Here is a 19,892-nt window from a genome sequence, read left to right on the forward strand (position 1 = left end):
TGCAGCATCCCGCGCGCGTGGTAGCTGTGGCGTACCACGGGCGCGGTATCGGCGGTACGGCAAGTGTCTGCGGCGGCACGACGCTTTCCCGGCCCGCCGCCACGAGCATCGAGCCCATGACTTACCGCTTCTTCACCCCCACGCCGACGAGGGCGGCCACCGGCCGCACCGCCGCCGTCTACCAACAGTTGCGCGACGACTTTCTCGGGCCGTTGCCGACCTTCCAGGCGCTCTCGGCCATGCCGGAGGTGCTGGCCGGGACCTGGGCGCTGATGCGGGAGGCGCTGCTCGCCGGTGACGCGCCCCGGGTCGACCGCGAACTCGTCGCGGCCGCGGTGTCCCGGGCCAACCGCTGTCGGTTCTGCGTCGACGCCCACGTGCTGCTGCTGCACGCGCTGGGCGAACCGAAGCTGGCCGAGGCCGTCGCGCGGGGCGAGACGCCGCCCGAGCCGCGGCACGCCCAACTCGTCGACTGGGCGCAGGCGAGCCGCAGCCCCCGGGCCGCCGACTGGACCAGCCCGCACCGCCCGGAGATCACCGGCACCCTGCTCGCCTTCCACTTCATCAACCGGGTCGTCTCGGCGTTGCTCGACCCCGACCTGCTCCCCGGCGGCCTGCAACGCTCCCCACTGGTGCGCTCGGTCGGGGGTCGGCTCTACGCCAGGGCGGCCCGGGAGCCGAAGGAGCCCGGACGGAGCCTCCCGCTCCTCGACGCCGACGTAACGGCGGCGCCGGCCTGGGCGGGGGACAGCCCGGTGGGCGTCGCCTACGCGTCGTTGCGGGACGCCGCCGTGCGGGGTGGCGACCTGCTGGGCGACGTGGCGCGCCAGACCGTCACGGCCACCGTGCGCTGGGAGGACGGGCGGTTTCCGGCCCGGCCCGCGGACTGGGCCGTCGATCTGGTCCGGGACGTGCCGGGCAGGGACCGCATCGGGACCCGGATCGCGTTGTTGGCGGCGTTCGCGCCCAGCGCGATCAGCCCGGGCGACGTCGCTCTCTGGCGGCTCTCCCACCCGGCCGACGCCGACCTCGTGCGGTTGGTCGCGTACGGGGCGATCACGGCCACCGATCACGTCGCCCAGGCCCTCGCCTCGGCGCACCGCTAGGAGGTAACCCATGCGCAAGGCATTCGTCATCATCAGCGCGGTGTCGCTCGTCGCGTTCGCCCTGCAGTTCGTCTTCGCCGCCGTGGGCGGGTTCACGAGACCCGCCGGCGACGACGCGTACGCGCTGCACAGCGTCAACGGCATGGCGGTCATCCCGGTGCTCACAGTGCTCACCGCCCTGTTCGCCGCGCTCGCGAAGGCGCCGGGGAAGCTCATCGGGCTGGCGGTCCTGCCGATCGGTCTCGTCGTCCTCCAGCCGCTCATCGCCATGCTCGCCGAGGCGTTCACCGACGCGTCGGGTGTCAGCACCCCGCTCGGCCTGACCATCGGTGGGTTGCACGCGCTCAACGGAATCATCGCGGTGCACGTCGTGGTCGCCGTGCTCCGGGCGGCGCGCAAGCTGGCCGTCCCGGTGCCGGCCAACGCCGCTCGGGTGGTCACCCGGGAAGGAGAGCCGGCATGACCACCGGGTCGCTGCTCGCGGCCGACCTCGTGATCGCGCTCCTCGCGGCCGCCGCCTGGCTGGGTGGTGGCGCCGCTGCCGCCGCGCGGCGCCGCCCGCTCGCACTGGGCCTGGCGGCCGTCGCGCTGCTCGCCACGCTCGCCCGCGCGATCACGATCACCGCCCTCGCCCGCGCCGGCTGGTGGTTCGCCGCGGAGAAGGTCCTCATCGCCGCACCCCTGGCGCTCGCGGCGGTGGGCGTGGCCGGTCCGCGGTTGCTCCGGGCCCCGGGCGACATCCGGGCCGTCGCGGTCCCGCTGCTGTTCGCCGGGTACGCCACGAGCAGCGCCCTGCTCGTGACGGTCCTGCACGGTTATCCGGCGTCGGCGGGGGCGGGGCTGCTCGCGGTCGCCGGGGTCGTCGCGGCAACGGCGATCTCCGGGCGTGCCCTCGGCGCGCGCCCGTCCCGGACGGTGTCCCGGGTGGCCCTCGTGGTGGCGGGCGCGGCGTTGGTGACCGGAACCGGGCTGACCGTCGCCCCGGACGCCGCGCCCGCCGTACCGCATGATCATGGTTATCCGGCGGCCCGGATCTCCGACGAACCCACCCGGCGGTTCACCCTGACGGCGGGGACCGCCACGGTGGACGCGGGCGGCCGGAACGTCGCGGCGTGGGCGTTCAACGCGCAGGTACCCGGACCGGAGTTGACCGCCACCGTCGGCGACGTCGTGGAGGTGACGCTGCGCAACCGGGACATCGGGCGCGGCGTCACGCTGCACTGGCACGGGTACGACGTGCCGAACGACCAGGACGGGGTGCCCGGGGTGACGCAGGCGGCGGTGCGGCCCGGGCAGGAGTTCGTCTACCGGTTCCGCGCCGACCAGGCCGGGACGTACTGGTACCACACGCACTCGGCCTCCGACGTCGGCGTGCGGATGGGTCTCTACGGTGTGCTGGTGGTGCGACCGGGGCCGGTGACCGGCCTCGACGTCACGGTGCCGGTGCACACCCTGGCGGGCCGTCCGTTGCCCGCGCCGAGAGTGGAGCAGGTCGAGGCCGGCGTGCCGGTGCGGTTGCGGCTGATCAACACCGACAGCACGACGCACCGGTACGCCCTGGCCGGGACCGCGTTCCGGGTGACCGCGATCGACGGCGTCGACCTGCGGGGCCCGACGTCGCTGGTGGACACCGCCGTGCTGATCCCGGCCGGGGGCCGCTACGACGTGGTCTTCGACGCGCCGGCGACCCCGGTGGCGCTGTTCGTCGATGGACGGGCGGTCTACTCGACCGGCCCGGTGTCGACGGTGACCGGCGCCTGGCCGGTGCTCGATCCGCTCGGCTACGGCGCGACCGCCCCGGTGCCCTGGTCCCGGTTCGACAAGAGGTTCACCCTCGTTCTCGATCGCGGTCTCGACCTGCACGGACTGCTGCCCCGGTACGCCCACACCGTCAACGGCGCGGCCGACCCGGACATCCCACCGCAGTTCGTACGCCTGGGCGACGTCGTGCGGTTCACCATCGTCAACCGGTCGCAGATCGTGCACCCGTGGCACCTGCACGGCCACCACGTCCTGGTGCTGGCCCGCGATGGAGAGCCGGCGGCCGGAAGCCCGCTCTGGCTGGACTCGTTCGACGTGCGCCCGGGCGAGGTGTGGGAGGTGGCGTTCCGGGCCGACAACCCGGGGATGTGGGCCAACCACTGCCACAACCTGGCGCACGCCGATGCCGGGATGACGCTGCATCTCATGTACTCCTGATCGCGGATGCCGGTAGTTTCCTGTCATGACTGACGACACCTTCCGCTCGGTGGAGATCGAGCGCACCAGCCTGGGCAACTACGTCGTGCGGAACACCCGTGGCGGGTCGGTGTCGTTGGGCACGGGCGAGGACGGCAGCTTCACGCCTGTGGAGTTGCTGCTGGCTGCCATCGGCGGCTGCACGGCGGTGGACGTGGACCACATCACCAGCCGTCGTGCCGAGCCGACCGAGTTCGCCGTCGCCGTCACCGGTGACAAGGTCCGGGACGAGGCCGGCGGAAACCGGATGCGGAACCTGCGGGTCGAGTTCACCGTGACGTTTCCGGAGGGCGCGGAGGGCGACGCGGCCCGTGCGGCCCTGCCCCGGTCGCTGCAGCAGTCGCACGATCGGTTGTGCACCGTCGCCCGTACCGTCGAGCTCGGCACTCCCGTCGCGATCGCCGTGGCGGAGACCGATCGTCGCTGAGCACGGCTGCTCAGGCCGGGTGCGGTCCGTTCTCCCGGGCCGCCACACCGGGAAAGCCAACCGTGGGCGAAGCCGAATATAGATGGTGGTTGATGGTATGGGAGCGCTCCCGTACCATACCTGACGCGGCCTGTTAACGCTCACAATCAGTCGCCGCGCAGCGGCCACCACCAATGTCTGGGCCGCCGTCCCGCGAGGAGGGTGCTATATGACCAGATCCAGAGCCACCAATGTCGGTCTGGTGGCGGCCGGCATCGGCTTACTGGTGTCGTCGACAGTTGTCGCGGCGCTGCCGGCCGTCGCCGCGGCCGAGGGTTGTTCGGTGAACTACGCCGTGTCGTCGCAGTGGCAGGGCGGTTTCGGTGCCAGCGTGGCGATCACGAACCTGGGCGATCCGCTGAGCAGTTGGACGTTGACCTGGTCGTACGGCGCCGGGCAGACGGTGACGCAGGCCTGGAACACGTCGCTGACGCAGAGCGGGTCGGCGGTGACGGCGAGGAACGTGAGCTACAACGGCTCGGTCCCGACCAACGGCACGGTGTCGTTCGGGTTCAACGGGTCCTGGACGGGCAGCAACCCCGACCCGACGAGCTTCGCTCTGAACGGTGTCGCCTGCACCGGTGGAACGACGACCCCGCCGCCGACGACCCCACCACCGACCGATCCGCCGCCGACCACCCCGCCTCCGACCGACACGTGCAACCTCCCGTCGACGTACCGCTGGTCCTCGACGGGCCAGTTGGCGACCCCGAGGTCGGGCTGGGTGTCGCTGAAGGATTTCACCGTCGCCCCGTACAACGGCCAGCAACTCGTCTACGCCACCACCCACGACACCGGCACCAGATGGGGCTCGATGAACTTCGGCCTCTTCACGAACTACTCGCAGATGGCCTCGGCCAGCCAGAACGCGATGAACAACGCGACCGTCGCACCGTCGCTGTTCTACTTCGCGCCGAAGAACATCTGGGTGCTCGCCTACCAGTGGGGTGGGCCCGCGTTCTCCTACCGGACCTCGTCGGACCCGACCAACCCGAACGGCTGGTCGGCGGCACAGACGCTGTTCAGCGGCAGCATCACCGGCTCGGGCACCGGCCCGATCGACCAGGCGGTCATCGGTGACGACACGAACATGTACCTCTTTTTCGCCGGGGACAACGGCAAGATCTACCGGGCCAGCATGCCGATCGGGAACTTCCCGGGCAGCTTCGGCTCCAACTACACGACCATCATGAGCGACACCACGAACAACCTCTTCGAGGCCGTTCAGGTCTACAAACTCCAGGGCCAGAGTCGCTATCTGATGATCGTCGAGGCGATCGGCTCGCAGGGTCGCTACTTCCGCTCGTTCACGGCCACCAGCCTGGGTGGCTCGTGGACGCCGCAGGCCGCCAGCGAGAGCAACCCGTTCGCCGGCAAGGCCAACAGCGGCGCCACCTGGACCAACGACATCAGCCACGGCGAGCTGCTGCGGACCAACGCGGACCAGACGATGACCGTCAACCCCTGCAACCTGCAACTGCTCTACCAGGGCCGTTCCCCCAGCTCCGGCGGCGACTACGGCCTCCTGCCGTACCGGCCGGGTCTGCTGACCCTGCAGCGCTGACACTGCACGGCACGGCACAGCAAAGGACAGCACCGGACGGGCGGGCTCGGCGTCACGCCGAGCCCGCCCGCACCATGCCGAAACGTGGCATTGGATCGCTCCCGTGACGTCTGGCTGACAAAGACGGGATACGACACGCATCATCGGGGCAGCCGGTGGCTGACGAGTTTGGGACGATGCGCCGGTCGAACCAGCGACATCACCCGACTCGAAGGGATCCCCCGCGATGGCAAAGGTCATCTCCACGCTGTTCATCTCGGCCGACGGTGTGGCCGAGATCGACCCGGACTGGCACTTCCCGTACTTTGACGAGAACATGGGCCGTGCCGTCTCCGAGGACTATGACGCCGCCGACGTGCTGCTCATCGGTCGCGAAACGTACGACAGCTTCGCCGGGGCCTGGCCCGGCCGTGAGGCCGCGGGTGGCGACGACGCACCGTTCGCCAAGCAGCTCGGCGACGTGCGCAAGGTCGTCGTCTCGCGTCAGCCGCTGGAGTTCTCGTGGCGCAACTCGGAGCTGATCGACGGGGACCTCCTCGACGCGGTCGCCGCGCTCAAGGCGGATGCCGGCGTCCGGGGAGTTCTCATCCCCGGGTCGATCTCCGTCGTGCAGCAACTGCTCGCCGCGGGTCTGGTCGACGAGTTGCGCCTGCTGGTGCACCCGGTGGCCGCGCGTAAGGGTCGCAAGCTGTTCGACGAGGGCGACGCGGCGTACCACCTGCGACTGGTGGCGTCGGAGGCGTTCCCGACGGGTGTCCTTCGCGTGATCTACGCGCCGGGCTCGGCACCGACTCCGGTCGGCTACGACGAGGTCAAGGACCAGGTGCCGGCCGGAAGCTAGGGCGCGTTCCGGGGACGGCCGCCGCGCCGGCCGTTCTCGGGCCGGGGGCGTCGTACGCCCATGTGAAGATCCCGTCGTGACTGAGTGGACGTACAACGACCGCCCTGCGGGTGTCAGGTTCCTCACCGATCGAATTCCCGAGCCGGGCCGCACCGCCGTCGAGGACGAGCTGTGGGCCTGGGTCGTGCGGGGTGAGAGCGACGCGGACGAGTTCGTCGACTTCTTCGACGACGCCGAGGAGCGCTGTGGCGCCACGGACGACGAGCTCAGGGCGGCGCACGAGACGGCGTTGGCGGTTCGGCGGGCGCAGCAGCGCGAGTGGGGTGAGGTGCGCGGCAACCTCACCCGCGCTTTCGCGGAGCTCAACGAGCTGGGGGTGCTGGCCCGGGAGAACTTCAGCTGCTGTGGCACCTGCGCGAGCGCCGAGATCGACGACGAGCGAGACGACTCTCGGCACTGGCGCGGGTTCCTCTGGTACCACCAGCAGGACACCGAGTCGCTGCTCGCGAGTGAGGGCGGCGAGGTCTATCTCGGCTACGGGGTCTACCCGCCGGCCGACTTCGACGAGGTCGCCTACGCGGGCCTGTCGGAGGCCGAGCAGCAGGCCAGCTACCAGGCCGACCTGGAACGACTGCTGGACGAGGTCGCTTTTCCGGTGCTCCGCAAGCACGGCATGCAGGTGGATTGGAACCGCAGCCAGTCCCGCCGGATCCGGGTCACCGGCGCCCAGTGGTATGCGCCACTTGATTGACCGCTACCGATTGATCCCACACTTCGGACCGGTATTTAGTGAGGTCCATCGATATTGACGGATGGCGTCCACGGCGACAGGATCTCGGGCACCACCACCCCCGTGATCCCTCCTGGGAGGCGCCATGACCCGTCCCCGCCTGCCCCTCCTGCGGGCAGCCACCCGGCTGGCCGCACTCGCCGTCGCCACCGCCGGCGTGCTGCTCACCGTCGCCACCCCCGCCAGCGCCGCGGTGCCCACCGGCCGCTACGTCGCGCTGGGCGACTCGTACACCGCAGGCCCGCTGATCCCCACCCAGGTCGACCTCAACTGCCTACGGTCCAACCGCAACTACCCGTCGCTGGTGGCGGCGTCCGCCGGCTCGTCGTCGTTCGCCGACGTGAGCTGCTCCGGCGCCACCACTGACGACATCCTCTACGGCGGTAGCGGCCAACTGGGCATCACGCTGCCACCGCAGCTCAACGCGGTCACGTCGAACACGTCGCTGGTGACGGTGCAGATCGGCGGCAACGACATCGGCTTCTCCGGCATCATCGGCGACTGCGCGGAGGCGAGCGTCAGCAGTCCCCTCGGATCTCCGTGCAAGAACCGGTACACCGCCGGAGGCGTCGACCAGTTGCAGGCGCGGATCGTCGCCGCCACGCCGAAGATCACCGCAGTGCTGCAGGCGGTCCGGCAGGCCGCGCCTGGCGCACGGGTCGTGGTGCTGGGCTACCCGGCGATCCTGCCGGACACCGGTTACGGCTGCTGGCCGGTCGTTCCGATCGCCTACCAGGACGTGCCGTACCTGCGCGGTATCGAGAAGTCACTCAACGCGATGCTGGCCAGCGTCGCGAGCGCCAACGGCGCCACCTACGCCGATGTCTACACCCCGTCGATCGGCCGCGACACGTGCAAGAGCAGCGGCACCCGCTGGGTCGAGGGTCTGGTGCCGCAGAACTCGGCCGCGCCGTTCCACCCCAACGCCCGAGGTGAGCAGGGCATGGCCACCGCCCTGCTGGCCAGGCTGAACAGCTGACCGGGCCGTAACCGGACGAGCCCGCCCCGCCGCCAGCGGCGGGGCGGGTCACCGCACGGTGGCCGGGCGCTCGCAGTCCGTGCGCGTGCCGATCTCCCGGCAAGGCCGGCGCGGCGATGCCCAACCTCGGTGTGCTTGAGACCGAGGAGTCCGGGGTACCGAAAGCTATGCCGAATGTGGGGCAAGTCGTCGGAGACCGTTACCGCCTGGTCGAAAGCATCGCCAGCGGCGGAATGGGTGACGTGTGGCGGGCGGTCGACGAAACCCTGGACCGCTGCGTGGCGGTCAAGATGCTGCAACCCCGGTTGGTCACCGACGAGGGCTTCGGTGAGCGGTTCCGGCGCGAGGCACGGGCCATGGCAGCCCTGCGTCACCCCGGTGTCGCCCAGGTCTACGACTACGGTGAGGTGTCCCAATCCGGAGCGCCGGTCCTCGCCTACATCGTGATGGAATGCGTGCAGGGGCAGCCCCTGTCGGAGCGGATCGCCGAGGTCGGCCGGCTGGACGTGGCCGAGACGATGTCGATCGCCGCGCAGACCGCCCGTGCCCTGCAGGCGGCGCATGACGCCGGTGTCGTCCACCGTGACGTCAAACCCAGCAACCTGATCATCGAGCCGGACGGGCACGTCGTACTCGTCGACTTCGGTGTCGCGGTGACGCAGGAAGCGGCGAGCCTGACCGCACCGAACCAGGTCGTCGGCACCGCTCTGTACATGGCACCTGAGCAGGTCGCGAGAAACGAGACCACGCCGGCGATCGACATCTACGCGCTGGGGGCTGTCGTCTACCACTGCCTCGCCGGTCGGCCGCCGCACCAGGGCGAGAATGCCGTCGCGGTGGCGCTGCGGCACCTCGAAGAGGAACCGTCGCCGCTTCCCGAGGACGTTCCGGCGGAGGTTCGGCACGTGGTCGCCACCGCGATGGCCAAGGAGCCCACCCACCGCTTTCCGACGGCAGCGGCCATGGCCGAGGCGGCGCAGACACTCGCGGACCCGTCTGACCAGGTGCTGCCCACCGCGACCGGGGCGACCGAGATCGGGGTGCGGACCGAGGTCACGGCTGCCCGGCGGTCGGCCCTCGGCGGCACGGTGAGCCGGGCGGTCGCTCCTGGGCCCAGAACGATCGCGGTGCTTCTCGGGTCGTTGGCCGCCGCGGCCGCCGTCCTGGTGTTCGCCGATCCCATCGGGATCATGCCCGGCCAAACCGAGCGGCCGCCGACACCTCCCGGTGTGCCGCCCGCGGTGTCGCCAACGGTGCCGCAGCAGCGGGACCCGGGCCCCGGCGTCGGCGGCGGTGAACCAGCCACGCGCAGTTCCGCGGGCTTGCCGGTCCGAGCGCCCGGCTCCGCGACCCCGACGCCCAGCCGGGCCGCGGGCGAGGGGACGGTGGCCCCATCGACGCCGTCCGGTGGGAGCACCGCGGATTCGCCGAGTCCCACCGCGTCCGAGAGCGCTCCTGCGGAGCCGACGGAAGCCCCGACGGAAGCCCCGACGGGCGGAACGACGGCGTCACCGACCGCGGGGACGACGGAGAACCCGGCGGCGGACCCAACCTCGGCACCGTCGGCGGAGGAATCGCCGGCCGGAGGAGAGACCGCCGTACCGCAGGTGTAGCGGGCGGCGACGACCGGACCGTGCCGCACCGCCGACCCGAGGTCGTCCTGGACGACGAGGCGGACGGGGGTTGCCTGCGGAAGCAGTCTGGCGTGGCGGCCGAGGCCGCCACGCCAGTTGGTGCGATGTCAGGAGTTGATCGGGGTCAACTGGTACGGCAGCTGACCGTCGGCCAGTTCCAGTTGCCGTTGGCCATGATCGTTAGTCCGAAGTTGTTGCCGTTGCCGTTCGGTGTCGCGGTGACGGTGCCGCTGGTGCCGCTGACCGAGGCGTTCCAGCTGTTCTGAACGCTCTGGCCACCGCCGAGGCCGAGGCTGACGACCCAGTTGTTGGTGCCGCTGACTGCGACGTTGAGGTTGAACCGGTCACCCCACTGCTGGCCGGCGGTGATCGTCGCGTTGCAGTTTCCGGTCCCCGGATTGCCGGTGGGGGGCGGGGTGGTCGGGTTGCCGCCGCCGCTGCCCTCCCGGACGGTGATGTCGGAGCTTCCGCTGCTCTGGTACCCCTCGGTGGCCATGATCTGGTAGCTGTGGTTGGTGCCGAGGTTCAAGCCGGCGCGGGCCCAGGCGTCGAAGTGGTTGGCGGTGGTGATGGTGCCACTCGAACGCTTCTGCTGGCGGACGCTCCAGAACTGGTAGAACGTCTGGTTGCCGTCGATCGACGGGGCGTTGACCCGCTGGCTGCGGAGGATGTCGTAGGTGCCGCCGTCGGTGGTGACAGTGCCCATCCGGGTGGCGCCGCTGCTCGGGTTGTAGCTGCCGAAGTTCTCCACCACGTAGTACTCGATCAGCGGGTTGCGCGTCCATCCGTACAGGGCGAGGTAGGTGTTGTTGTTGCCCGGGTTGTAGCTGCCCGAGTAGGTGACCGTCCGTCGGTTGCCGGTGGCCCAACCCTTGCCGCCGACCCAGTTGTTGGTGCTCCTGTCCCAACTGCTGGTGTACCGGCCGTCGGCGCGCAGCGTCATGCTGGCGTTGCCGCTGTCCTTCCAGAACGAGAAGAAGTAGCCGTTGTGGGTGCCGGTGAGGTTCGAGGTGAGGGTCCGGTCGGCCTCGGCGTACGCGTTGGTGGCGGTCATCGTGCCGGTGACGGCCAGGACGGCGGCGCATGCGGCGCCCAGGAGCAACCGCATGCGGCCGCGCCCTCTCGGTGCGGTGTGGCTGGTGTCGGTCATGGAACTGTTGCCTCCTCTGACGGCTGGCGGGGGCCAGCGGCGCGGTACGCCTCGGCAGGCTGCCGGTGGTCGGGTAGCGGCCACGGCGTCGTACCGCTCGGTGGTGGTGGGCCGGTCGTCCTGCACGACGACCGGAGAAGTGGGTCGTGGTGGCTGGTGCTGACGACAATTGAGCGTCGTCGATGGCGACCGTATTAACCCGGCCGTCGACTTGTCAACAATTCTCGGAAACACGGTGGCAACACCGCTGTTGTCGCCGAGTGGCATCCATCCAGGTCAGTAGTCGATCAGAGGTCAGGGCGGTCACCGAAGCGTCGCAACAGCCGAACACCGGTTGGGGTGGGGGCCGCCGAAAGTTCCGGAGACTTTCCGGACCAGGCCTGCCGGCGGTGGCACCCGGTACGAGGGCAGCGGCTCCCGACGTGACCGGTCAGCGACGCCCGAGGGAGTTGAGCCGGGCGGCCTGGCGGGTCAGGTGGTCGCGTTCGGCGAGGTTGGTGGCCTGCTGGGCGGCCTCGGTGTACAGCCGCGCCGCCCTCGCCAGGTCGCCGTCGCGCTCGTGCAGGTACGCCGCCACCGCCGTGTACCGGGGCAGCGCGTCGTCCACCGTCGCGAGCGCCGCCAGGCCGGCCCGGGGGCCGTCGGCCTCACCGACCGCCACCGCGCGGTTGAGTCGGACGACCGGGTTGTCGGTCAGGCGCGCGAGTTCGTCGTACCACTCCACGATCTGCACCCAGTCGGTCTCGGCGGCGGTCGGCGCGTCCGCGTGCAGTGCCGCGATGGCGGCCTGGGCCTGGAACTCGCCCAGCTGGTCGCGGGCGAGGGCCGCCTGCAGGATCTCGACGCCCTCGGCGATCGACCGGGTGTCCCAGCGGCTGCGGTCCTGCTCGGCGAGCGGCACCAGGCTGCCGTCGGGCGCGGTCCGGGCGGCGCGACGCGCGTGGTGCAACAGCATGAGGGCGAGCAGCCCCGCCACCTCGGGGTGGTCGATCGCGGCCGCGAGCTGCCGGGTGAGCCGGATGGCCTCGGCGGCGAGGTCCAGGTCGCCGGAGTAGCCCTCGTTGAAGACGAGGTAGAGGACGCGCAGCACGGTGGCGACGTCACCGGGTCGGTCGAACCGCAGCCCGGAGACGGTGCGCTTCGCCCGGCTGATGCGCTGCGCCATGGTCGCCTCGGGCACCAGGTAGGCGTTCGCGATCTGGCGGGTGGTCAGCCCGCCGACGGCGCGCAGTGTGAGCGCGACCGCGGACGACGGCGTCAGCGACGGGTGGGCGCACAGGAAGTAGAGCTGAAGCGTGTCGTCCACGGTGGGCGCCGGCCCGGGCGCCGGCTCCTCGTCGACGAGATCCTCCCGCCGGCGGCGGGAGGCGTCGGATCGGGCCGCGTCGAGGAACCGTCGCCACGCCACAGTGGTCAGCCAGCCCTTCGGGTCGCGCGGCGGGTCGGCCGGCCAGACGCGGACCGCCTCGACCAGGGCGTCCTGCACGGCGTCCTCGGCCGCCGCGAAGTCGATTCCGCGGCGGACGAGGATCCCGAGGACGCTCGGCGTGAGGCTCCGCAGCAGCGTCTCGTCCATCGGAGTCGTCACTCCGTGATGGTGGGCGGCTCAACCAGGAACGGGCGCAGCTCCAGCCACTCGTGGATCGGCCTCCCGCCCGCCCCGGGGGCGGCCGACAGCTCCCCGGCCAGCTCGACGGCCCGGTCGTGGCTGTCGACGTCGATCACCATCCAGCCGGCGATGAGATCCTTGGTCTCGGCGAACGGGCCGTCGGTGACCGGCGGGCGGCCCTCGCCGTCGTACCGGACGAACGTCCCCTCCGGGGCGAGCGCCTGGGCGTCGACGAACTCGCCGGTGCCCTCGAGTCGGGCCGCGAAGTCGCGCATGTACTGCACGTGGGCCGAGATCTCCGCCGGCGTCCACTGGTCCATGGGCACGTCGTTCACCGCGGCCGGTGCGCCCCGGTAGTGCTTGAGCAGCAGGTACTTCGCCATCGTGATGCTCCTTGGTGCTGGCTGCGACCCATCGTGGTCACGTTCACACCGGGGACGAAGCCGGTGGGCACTTCTCGACATGGCTGTCCGGTTTTTTTCCTCCCGCAGGTTAACCTCGGGTGAATCGTCCGCCGTTGAGGTAGCTCGGGCGGGGCAAAACTTGATTCGTTCCAAAATAGTGAGCTAGTGTTCGTACCCGTGATGTCCGACTTCGAGGCGCAGCTGCGGGCTGTCTCGTTGCGCGTGACCCGGCCCCGGTTGGCGGTGCTCGCGGCGCTGCGCGACCACCCGCACGTCGGCACCGACGCGGTGATCGAGCTGGTCCGCGCGGATCATCCCACGGTCTCCCACCAGGCGGTGTACGACGTGCTGCGCGTGCTCACCGAGGCCGGTCTGGTGCGGCGCATCCAGCCGGCCGGGGCGACCGCCCGCTACGAGTCCCGGGTCGCGGACAACCACCACCATGTCGTGTGCCGCTCCTGCGGCGCCATCGCCGACGTCGACTGCGCCGTCGGTCACGCCCCCTGTCTCACCGCCTCGGGCGACCACGGTTTCGTGGTCGACGAGGCGGAGGTCGTCTACTGGGGCACCTGCCCCGACTGCGCGACCGAACGCACGCCCCAGAGATCCGCAAGCTCGGAAGGAAGCACATGAGCGACACCCAGGACAACGGCCCCACCAGTGCGCAGGGCGTGGACCAGAAGGCAGCGGCCGGCTGCCCGGTCGCGCACGACTCGGTGACCGCGCACGGCAGCGAGAGTGAGAACCCGGCGATCGACTCGCCGACCCCGAAGACCGGCGGTCGTCCGCGCACCAACCGGGACTGGTGGCCCAACCAGCTCGACCTCTCGGTGCTGCACGCCCACTCCTCCAAGGGCAACCCGCTGGGCGAGAACTTCAGCTACGCCAGGGAGTTCGCGAAGCTCGACGTCGAGGCCCTCAAGCGCGACATCGTCGAGGTCCTCACCACCTCGCAGGACTGGTGGCCGGCCGACTTCGGCCACTACGGCGGCCTGATGATCCGGATGAGCTGGCACGCCGCCGGCACGTACCGCATCGAGGACGGCCGGGGCGGCGCCGGCGACGGTGGGCAGCGCTTCGCGCCGCTCAACAGCTGGCCGGACAACGCCAACCTGGACAAGGCCCGCCGGCTGCTCTGGCCGGTCAAGCAGAAGTACGGCCAGAAGATCTCCTGGGCCGACCTGCTCGTGCTCGCCGGCAACGTCGCCCTGGAGTCGATGGGCTTCAAGACCTTCGGCTTCGGCTTCGGTCGCGAGGACGTCTGGGAGCCCGAGGAGATCTTCTGGGGTCCGGAGGACACCTGGCTGGGCGACGAGCGCTACGCCTCCGAGAAGGAGATGGCGGCCGGCGTCGGCTCGACCGAGATGGGGCTGATCTACGTCAACCCGGAGGGCCCGCGCGGTAACGCGGACCCGGCCGCAGCGGCGCACTTCATCCGCGAGACCTTCGGCCGGATGGCGATGAACGACGAGGAGACGGTCGCCCTCATCGCCGGTGGTCACACCTTCGGCAAGACCCACGGTGCCGCCGTCGCCGACAACCACGTGGGCCCGGAGCCCGAGGGCGCCCCGCTGGAGGCGCAGGGCCTGGGCTGGCTGAGCACCCACGGCAGCGGCAAGGGCGCCGACACGATCACCAGCGGTCTCGAGGTGACGTGGACCGACGTGCCGACGCAGTGGAGCAACCGCTTCTTCGAGATCCTCTTCGGCTACGAGTGGGAGCTCACCACCAGCCCCGGTGGCGCGAAGCAGTGGGTCGCCAAGGACGCCGAGGCGATCATCCCGGACCCGTTCGACCCGGCGAAGAAGTACAAGCCGACGATGCTCACGACCGACCTGTCGCTGCGCGTCGACCCGGCGTACGAGAAGATCTCCCGCCGCTTCCTGGAGAACCCCGACCAGTTCGCGCTGGCCTTCGCCAAGGCGTGGTACAAGCTGCTGCACCGCGACATGGGCCCGATCGAGCGCTTCCTCGGGCCGTGGGTGGCCGAGCCGCAGCTGTGGCAGGACCCGGTGCCGGCCGTCGACCACGAGCTGGTGGGCGACGCCGACATCGCCGCCCTCAAGGCGAAGGTCCTGGAGTCCGGTCTCACGGTCGACCAGCTGGTCTCCACCGCCTGGGCCTCCGCCGCGAGCTTCCGGCACACCGACAAGCGCGGCGGCGCCAACGGGGCGCGCATTCGCCTCGAGCCGCAGCGCAACTGGGAGGTCAACCAGCCCGAGCAGCTGGCCACCGTCCTGACCGCCCTTGAGGGCATCCAGCAGGAGTTCAACTCGGCCGGCGGGGCGACCATCTCGCTCGCCGACCTGATCGTGCTGGCCGGTTCGGCCGCCGTCGAGAAGGCGGCGCGGGACGCTGGCGTCGAGGTGACCGTGCCGTTCCGGCCGGGCCGCACCGACGCGACCCAGGAGCAGACCGACACCGACTCCTTCCGGGTCCTGGAGCCGCGCGCCGACGGTTTCCGCAACTACCTGCGCGCCGGCGAGAAGACCCAGCCGGAGGTGCTGCTCGTCGACCGTGCCTACATGCTCAACCTGACCGCGCCCGAGATGACCGTCCTCATCGGCGGTCTGCGCTCCCTCGGCGCCAACGTCGGCGGCAGCCAGCACGGTGTGCTCACCGACCGGCCGGGCGTGCTCAGCAACGACTTCTTCGCCAACCTGCTCTCCCCGGGCACCCGGTGGAGCGCGTCGAAGTCCGACGAGCACGTGTACGAGATCCGCGACCTGGCCACCGATGAGGTGAAGTGGACCGCCACCGCGGTCGACCTCATCTTCGGGTCCAACTCGCAGCTGCGGGCCCTCGCGGAGGTCTACGCCAGCCAGGACGCCCGCGACAAGTTCGTGGCCGACTTCGTGGCCGCCTGGACCAAGGTCATGGAGCTCGACCGGTTCGATCTCGTCTGACAGGCACCACCGGCGAGCCCCGGCCGATCCACGTGATCGGCCGGGGCTCGTCGCCCTTTGCGTGCCGTTCGACGCGGCACCGGCGCCGTCCACCTCGATGTCACTCTGATGGCATTCCCTTCGCAACGAATCCCATGGATGATTTTTTTGTCTCATTGATCAGCTGGCGGACGGGCCCATCCATGGCAAGGTGTTGATCTGCCCGGGCGGCGGGCGCTGACCTAGTCACGCAGGGAGTCAACGTGGGCCATCCCAACCTGCAGGCCGAGGAAGTGGACCAGCAAGCCGGAAGCCGGGCGATTCCCCGGCAGCGGGTGGTCCCCGGCGGGCCGGCCAGCGCCGACGGCACCGCCTGGCGTCCACTGCGGATCGCGATGATCGGCCAGAAGGGGATGCCGGCGACCTACGGCGGGATCGAACGGCACGTGGAGGAGATGGCCAGCCGGCTCGCCAGCTACGGGCACGAGGTCACCGTCTACTGCCGCCGCAGCTACGGCGAGACCCCCGCCGACGGCTACCGGGGCGTACGGCTGCGCCAGACCCACACGATCGCGAGCAAACACCTCGACGCCATCGTGCACGCGGCGACCTCGACCGTCGCGGCGATGACCGCGCGGCCCGACATCGTGCACTACCACGGGCTGGGGCCGGCCCTGGTCGCCCCGCTCCCACGCGCCCTGTCCCGGGCGCGCGTGGTGTTGACCGTGCACGGGCTGGACAACCAGCGGGGCAAGTGGGGGTTCGCCGCGCGGGCGGTGCTGGGCAGCGCGCACTGGTTCAGCGGCTACGTCCCACACCAGCGGGTGGCGGTCTCCCAGGGGCTCGCCGCCCACTACGGCACCCGGTTCGGCCGCCCGACGACCTACATCCCGAACGGTGTGAACCCGGCCTGGCCGGTGCGGACCGGCCAGATCCAGGACCGGTTCGGGCTGACTCCCGGCGGCTATCTGCTGCTGGTCGGTCGACTGGTCCCGGAGAAGGCGGCCGACCTGCTGATCCGGGCCTTCCGCCGCACCGAGACCCCGATGCGCCTGGCGATCGTCGGCGGGTCGTCGTTCACCGACGACTTCGTGGACCGGCTGCGCCGTGAAGCCGGCGCGGACGACCGGATCGTCTTCACCGGGTTCGCCTACGGCGACCTGCTCGCCGAGCTGTACTCCGGCGCGGCCGGCTTCGTCCAACCGTCCCGGTTGGAGGGACTGCCGTTGACGTTGCTGGAGGCGGCCGCGTACGGGCTGCCGGTGGTCGCGAGCGACATCGCGCCGCACGTCGAGGTGCTGAGCTCGGACGCCGCCGGAGGGCGGTTGTTCCGCGACGGCGACGAGGACGACCTGGTCCGGGTGCTGACGTCGCTGCTCGCCGACCTGCCGGCTGAACGGGCCGCCGCCGCGGCGCTGGGCGAGCGGATCACCGGGAGGTACAGCTGGGACACCGCTGCCCGCGAGTTGGAGCGGCTCTACCTCCGGCTGGCCCCGCAGCCGGGCCGACGGGCCAGGGCACGACCCGCCCGGGCCCGCGCCTGACCGGGCGGCGTTCGCTCAGGCAGTGTCGGATTGGCCCCGCGGAGGACGGCGCAGTCGGTGCAACGGCCCCTTCTGCCGTCGGGGTGACAGGGCTAGATTGAACCGATCTTGTGCCGGGAGGACATCGGTTGGCCGCGCCCGGCAGCGGCCGGGCAGCGCCGATTCAGTTCAGTGGGATCAGTGGAACAACACACGCAGCAGGTCACCCCGCTCATGGCCAGGCGGCTCGACCCGACCCGCCTCCTCACCGGCGGCGCGGCGTTGGCCGCCGCGGTCGTGGCGGTGGTCGCCGGTGTCTCGATGGCGGCCGGTGACCGTAGGGGCATGGTGCTGCCGCTCGCGGCCGTCGCGGGGATCGCGGTGGCCGTCCTCGCGCTGACCCGGTTCGCCGGGTACGTGCTGCTGATGCTCGCGGTGCGCTCCTGCGTCGACCTGTTCAAGCTGACCGGCCCGAGCGCCGGCCAGGCCGACTCCGCCGGATCGGCCCGGGCGGTGGACCCCTCCACACTGCTCGCGGTGCTGTTCCTCCTCGCCGCCGGGCTCTGGCTGGCCGCACAGCTCAGCCGGCACGGGCGCCTGCGCGGTTCCCCGCTCAGCTGGGCCATGCTGCTCGTCGGGGCCAGCAGCGTGGTCAGCGCCCTCGGTGCCAGCCGGCCGGCGAACAGCCTGTTGGAGGCGTTGCGGATCCTCACCGTGGTGGTGATGTTCGTGGTGCTGGAACAGCTCATGCCGGACACCGCGGCGATCCGTCGGGTCCTGCTCGCCTGCTACGCCTCGCTGGTGCTGGCGCTGGGCTACACAGTCGTCCTGTCGCTGCTGGGCAACCCGCCGGCCGAGGTGAAGGGCGACTTCACCCGGATCAGCGGCACGTTCAGCCAGTCGACCACGTTCGGCCGCTACCTGATGTTCATGGTGATCTTCGGGTTCGCGGTGTACCGCTTCCTGGGTCGCCGGCTGCGGGTGTCGCTCGGCGTGCTGCTCGCGCTCTCGCTGCTGTTCCTGCTGCTCACCAACACCCGCAGCGCCCTGCTCGGCGCGGCGATCGGCCTGGTGGTGGTCGCGGCGCTGCATCGCAGCAAGCGGATGCTTGTCACCCTCTGCGTGGTGGCGGTCGCCGGGGTGGCCCTGGTGCCCGCCGTCGGCGAGCGGTTCGCCCAACTCGGCACGTCGCGTGCGGTCGGCGGAGACCCGACTGGAAACACTCTGGCGTGGCGGATCGGCTACTGGACCGAGATCGTCACGCTCGCCGACCGGAACCCGGTGACCGGCATCGGGCCGAACATGACCCAGCGCGAGACCGACGAGGCGAAGAAGCCGCACAACGACTTCCTGCGCGCGTACGTGGAGACCGGGCTGCTCGGCCTCGGGGCGTACCTGCTGATGCTGTTCGCCTTCCTGCACACGGCGTGGCGGGCGCTGCGGCGCGCGCCTCCGGGCAGCTTCGAGCGTGGCGTCGCGGTCGGGTTCACCGGCTGCGCCGCCGCGTTCGTGGCGGTCAGCGCCGCCTCCAACGTCATTTCCAACGTGGTCACGCTCTGGTACTTCGTCGCGTTCGCCGCGGCGGCCAGTGTGATCGCCCGCCAACCGGCTCCGAACCTGACCGGCGAGCAGCCACGAGGCACGTCCGTCCCGGTTTGACTGAACGACAGCATTGGGGAAAAAGTGGAGATCGTCGACTACCTGCGGGTCGCCCGGCGGCGCCTCTGGGTACTCGTGGGGGTGCCGGTGCTCGCCACCGGCGCCGCGGCCGCCATCGTCCTGTTCGCGCCACAGCAGTTCAGCGGGACCGCGTACGTGGCGGCGCCGGCGCTGGTCGGCGGTGCGGCCGGAACGCAGTACACAGGTACGCAGGCGGCGAACCAGTTCGTCGCGGCGTTCGGCGCGGCGGTCACCTCGCCCCGTGTGCTCGCCGACGTGGCCGGTGACACGGGGGTGTCACCGGAGCGGCTGCGCGACGGGCTCGCCGTCACCCAGGTCGGCGCGAGCAGCCAGTTGGAGGTGACGTACATCGCCGGTGACCGGGCGAAGATCGCGCCTGTGCTGACCGCGACCACCACCCGCGCGCTCGCCTTCCTCTTCTCCTCCCAGGTCGGCATCGCCACCGGCGAGGTCGAGGCGGCCAACTCCGACGTCACCGCGGCGACCAGGGCGATCGGGGAGTGGGAGAAGGCGAACAAGGTCTCCCAACCGGACCGGATCTACCAGGCGACGCTCGGCGAGCTGACCAGCCTGCGCCAGCAGCGGCTCTCCATGCACGCGGTCGGCAACGACCGGGGTGCCGACGCCGCGACCGACGCGATCACCGCCGCGCAGAGGAAGCTCGACGAGCTGGGGCCGAAGCTCCCCGACTACCAGGCCCTGCTCGCCCAGCGCGACGCGGCGACCAACGCCCTGTCCCAGGCGCGGGAGGGGTTGCAGGCGGCGCGGGCGCAGGCCCAGGCCGCCGATCCGAAGCAGGTGACGAGCATCGGCGAGGCGCACGAGGTGAGCCGGATGAGCGAGCTGGTGCGTACCGCCCTGCCGGTGGGCGGCGCCGGTCTGCTGCTCGGCGTGCTGCTGGTGGGCGTACTCGAACTGCTCTCCCGGGGTCGTGCCGCCACCCGGCCGGCGGCGGCGACCGCCGCGGCCCCCTCGGCGCCGGCGGAGACCGTGACCGCGGCCCGGCCGTGACCATCCGGGAAG

General features: G+C 71.1%; 17 protein-coding genes. 14 read left to right on the forward strand and 3 right to left on the reverse strand.

What is annotated here, in order from left to right; all coding sequences use genetic code 11:
- Positions 1-116: 116 nt before the first annotated feature.
- From ACFYL6_RS24705 to ACFYL6_RS24745, 9 genes are all read left to right on the forward strand, one after another.
- A complete protein-coding gene (locus tag ACFYL6_RS24705; RefSeq protein WP_387174593.1) occupies positions 117-1,106 on the forward strand; it encodes a carboxymuconolactone decarboxylase family protein in 990 nt (329 codons plus the stop codon).
- Positions 1,107-1,116: 10 nt separating this feature from the next.
- Positions 1,117-1,569, forward strand: coding sequence for a DUF6220 domain-containing protein (locus ACFYL6_RS24710; protein WP_387174596.1), 453 nt, complete (start codon positions 1,117-1,119; stop codon positions 1,567-1,569).
- Positions 1,566-3,305, forward strand: coding sequence for a multicopper oxidase family protein (locus ACFYL6_RS24715; RefSeq protein WP_387174598.1), 1,740 nt, complete (start codon positions 1,566-1,568; stop codon positions 3,303-3,305). The genes ACFYL6_RS24710 and ACFYL6_RS24715 overlap by 4 nt, the downstream gene beginning before the upstream one ends.
- A gap of 25 nt (positions 3,306-3,330) precedes the next feature.
- On the forward strand, positions 3,331-3,771 hold the full coding sequence (locus ACFYL6_RS24720; protein ID WP_387174600.1) for an OsmC family protein: 441 nt from the start codon (positions 3,331-3,333) through the stop codon (positions 3,769-3,771).
- Between the two features lie 208 nt (positions 3,772-3,979).
- Positions 3,980-5,374, forward strand: a complete 1,395-nt coding sequence (locus ACFYL6_RS24725) for a non-reducing end alpha-L-arabinofuranosidase family hydrolase (protein WP_387174601.1) — start codon at positions 3,980-3,982, stop codon at positions 5,372-5,374.
- 226 nt (positions 5,375-5,600) lie between these two features.
- Entirely contained in the window at positions 5,601-6,215 is a 615-nt protein-coding gene (locus ACFYL6_RS24730; protein WP_387174603.1) for a dihydrofolate reductase family protein, read from the forward strand.
- A gap of 76 nt (positions 6,216-6,291) precedes the next feature.
- Positions 6,292-6,966, forward strand: a complete 675-nt coding sequence (locus ACFYL6_RS24735; RefSeq protein WP_387174604.1) for a DUF6891 domain-containing protein — start codon at positions 6,292-6,294, stop codon at positions 6,964-6,966.
- A gap of 124 nt (positions 6,967-7,090) precedes the next feature.
- On the forward strand, positions 7,091-7,984 hold the full coding sequence (locus ACFYL6_RS24740) for an SGNH/GDSL hydrolase family protein (RefSeq protein ID WP_387174606.1): 894 nt from the start codon (positions 7,091-7,093) through the stop codon (positions 7,982-7,984).
- Between the two features lie 167 nt (positions 7,985-8,151).
- Positions 8,152-9,597: a protein kinase gene (locus ACFYL6_RS24745; protein WP_387174608.1), complete on the forward strand. Its 1,446-nt coding sequence runs from the start codon at positions 8,152-8,154 to the stop codon at positions 9,595-9,597.
- A gap of 145 nt (positions 9,598-9,742) precedes the next feature.
- Here ACFYL6_RS24745 and ACFYL6_RS24750 read toward each other — a convergent pair whose 3' ends face one another.
- The 3 genes from ACFYL6_RS24750 to ACFYL6_RS24760 all read right to left on the reverse strand — a co-directional run bounded on the left by ACFYL6_RS24750 (position 9,743) and on the right by ACFYL6_RS24760 (position 12,760).
- The gene (locus tag ACFYL6_RS24750) at positions 9,743-10,768 is read right to left on the reverse strand and encodes a glycoside hydrolase family 11 protein (protein ID WP_387174610.1); all 1,026 of its coding nucleotides are present in this window, start codon (positions 10,766-10,768) and stop codon (positions 9,743-9,745) included.
- 430 nt (positions 10,769-11,198) lie between these two features.
- Positions 11,199-12,344: an RNA polymerase sigma factor gene (locus ACFYL6_RS24755; RefSeq protein ID WP_387174735.1), complete on the reverse strand. Its 1,146-nt coding sequence runs from the start codon at positions 12,342-12,344 to the stop codon at positions 11,199-11,201.
- An 8-nt stretch (positions 12,345-12,352) separates the two neighbouring features.
- Positions 12,353-12,760, reverse strand: coding sequence for a YciI family protein (locus ACFYL6_RS24760; RefSeq protein WP_387174611.1), 408 nt, complete (start codon positions 12,758-12,760; stop codon positions 12,353-12,355).
- A 198-nt stretch (positions 12,761-12,958) separates the two neighbouring features.
- Here ACFYL6_RS24760 and ACFYL6_RS24765 point away from each other — a divergent pair, with 198 nt between their 5' ends.
- From ACFYL6_RS24765 to ACFYL6_RS24785, 5 genes are all read left to right on the forward strand, one after another.
- A complete protein-coding gene (locus ACFYL6_RS24765) occupies positions 12,959-13,414 on the forward strand; it encodes a Fur family transcriptional regulator (protein ID WP_387174738.1) in 456 nt (151 codons plus the stop codon).
- Positions 13,411-15,687 carry a catalase/peroxidase HPI gene (katG, locus tag ACFYL6_RS24770; protein WP_387174613.1) on the forward strand — a complete coding sequence of 759 codons (2,277 nt, stop codon included), beginning with the start codon at positions 13,411-13,413 and terminating at the stop codon, positions 15,685-15,687. The genes ACFYL6_RS24765 and katG overlap by 4 nt, the downstream gene beginning before the upstream one ends.
- 242 nt (positions 15,688-15,929) lie before the next feature.
- On the forward strand, positions 15,930-17,210 hold the full coding sequence (locus ACFYL6_RS24775; protein ID WP_387174615.1) for a glycosyltransferase family 4 protein: 1,281 nt from the start codon (positions 15,930-15,932) through the stop codon (positions 17,208-17,210).
- A gap of 180 nt (positions 17,211-17,390) precedes the next feature.
- Positions 17,391-18,848: an O-antigen ligase family protein gene (locus ACFYL6_RS24780; RefSeq protein ID WP_387174617.1), complete on the forward strand. Its 1,458-nt coding sequence runs from the start codon at positions 17,391-17,393 to the stop codon at positions 18,846-18,848.
- Positions 18,849-18,872: 24 nt separating this feature from the next.
- The gene (locus tag ACFYL6_RS24785; protein ID WP_387174619.1) at positions 18,873-19,880 is read left to right on the forward strand and encodes a Wzz/FepE/Etk N-terminal domain-containing protein; all 1,008 of its coding nucleotides are present in this window, start codon (positions 18,873-18,875) and stop codon (positions 19,878-19,880) included.
- The last annotated feature ends 12 nt before the right edge of the window (positions 19,881-19,892 follow it).

Source organism: Micromonospora sp. NPDC007208, assembly GCF_042869175.1.
Lineage (GTDB): Bacteria > Actinomycetota > Actinomycetes > Mycobacteriales > Micromonosporaceae > Micromonospora > Micromonospora foliorum.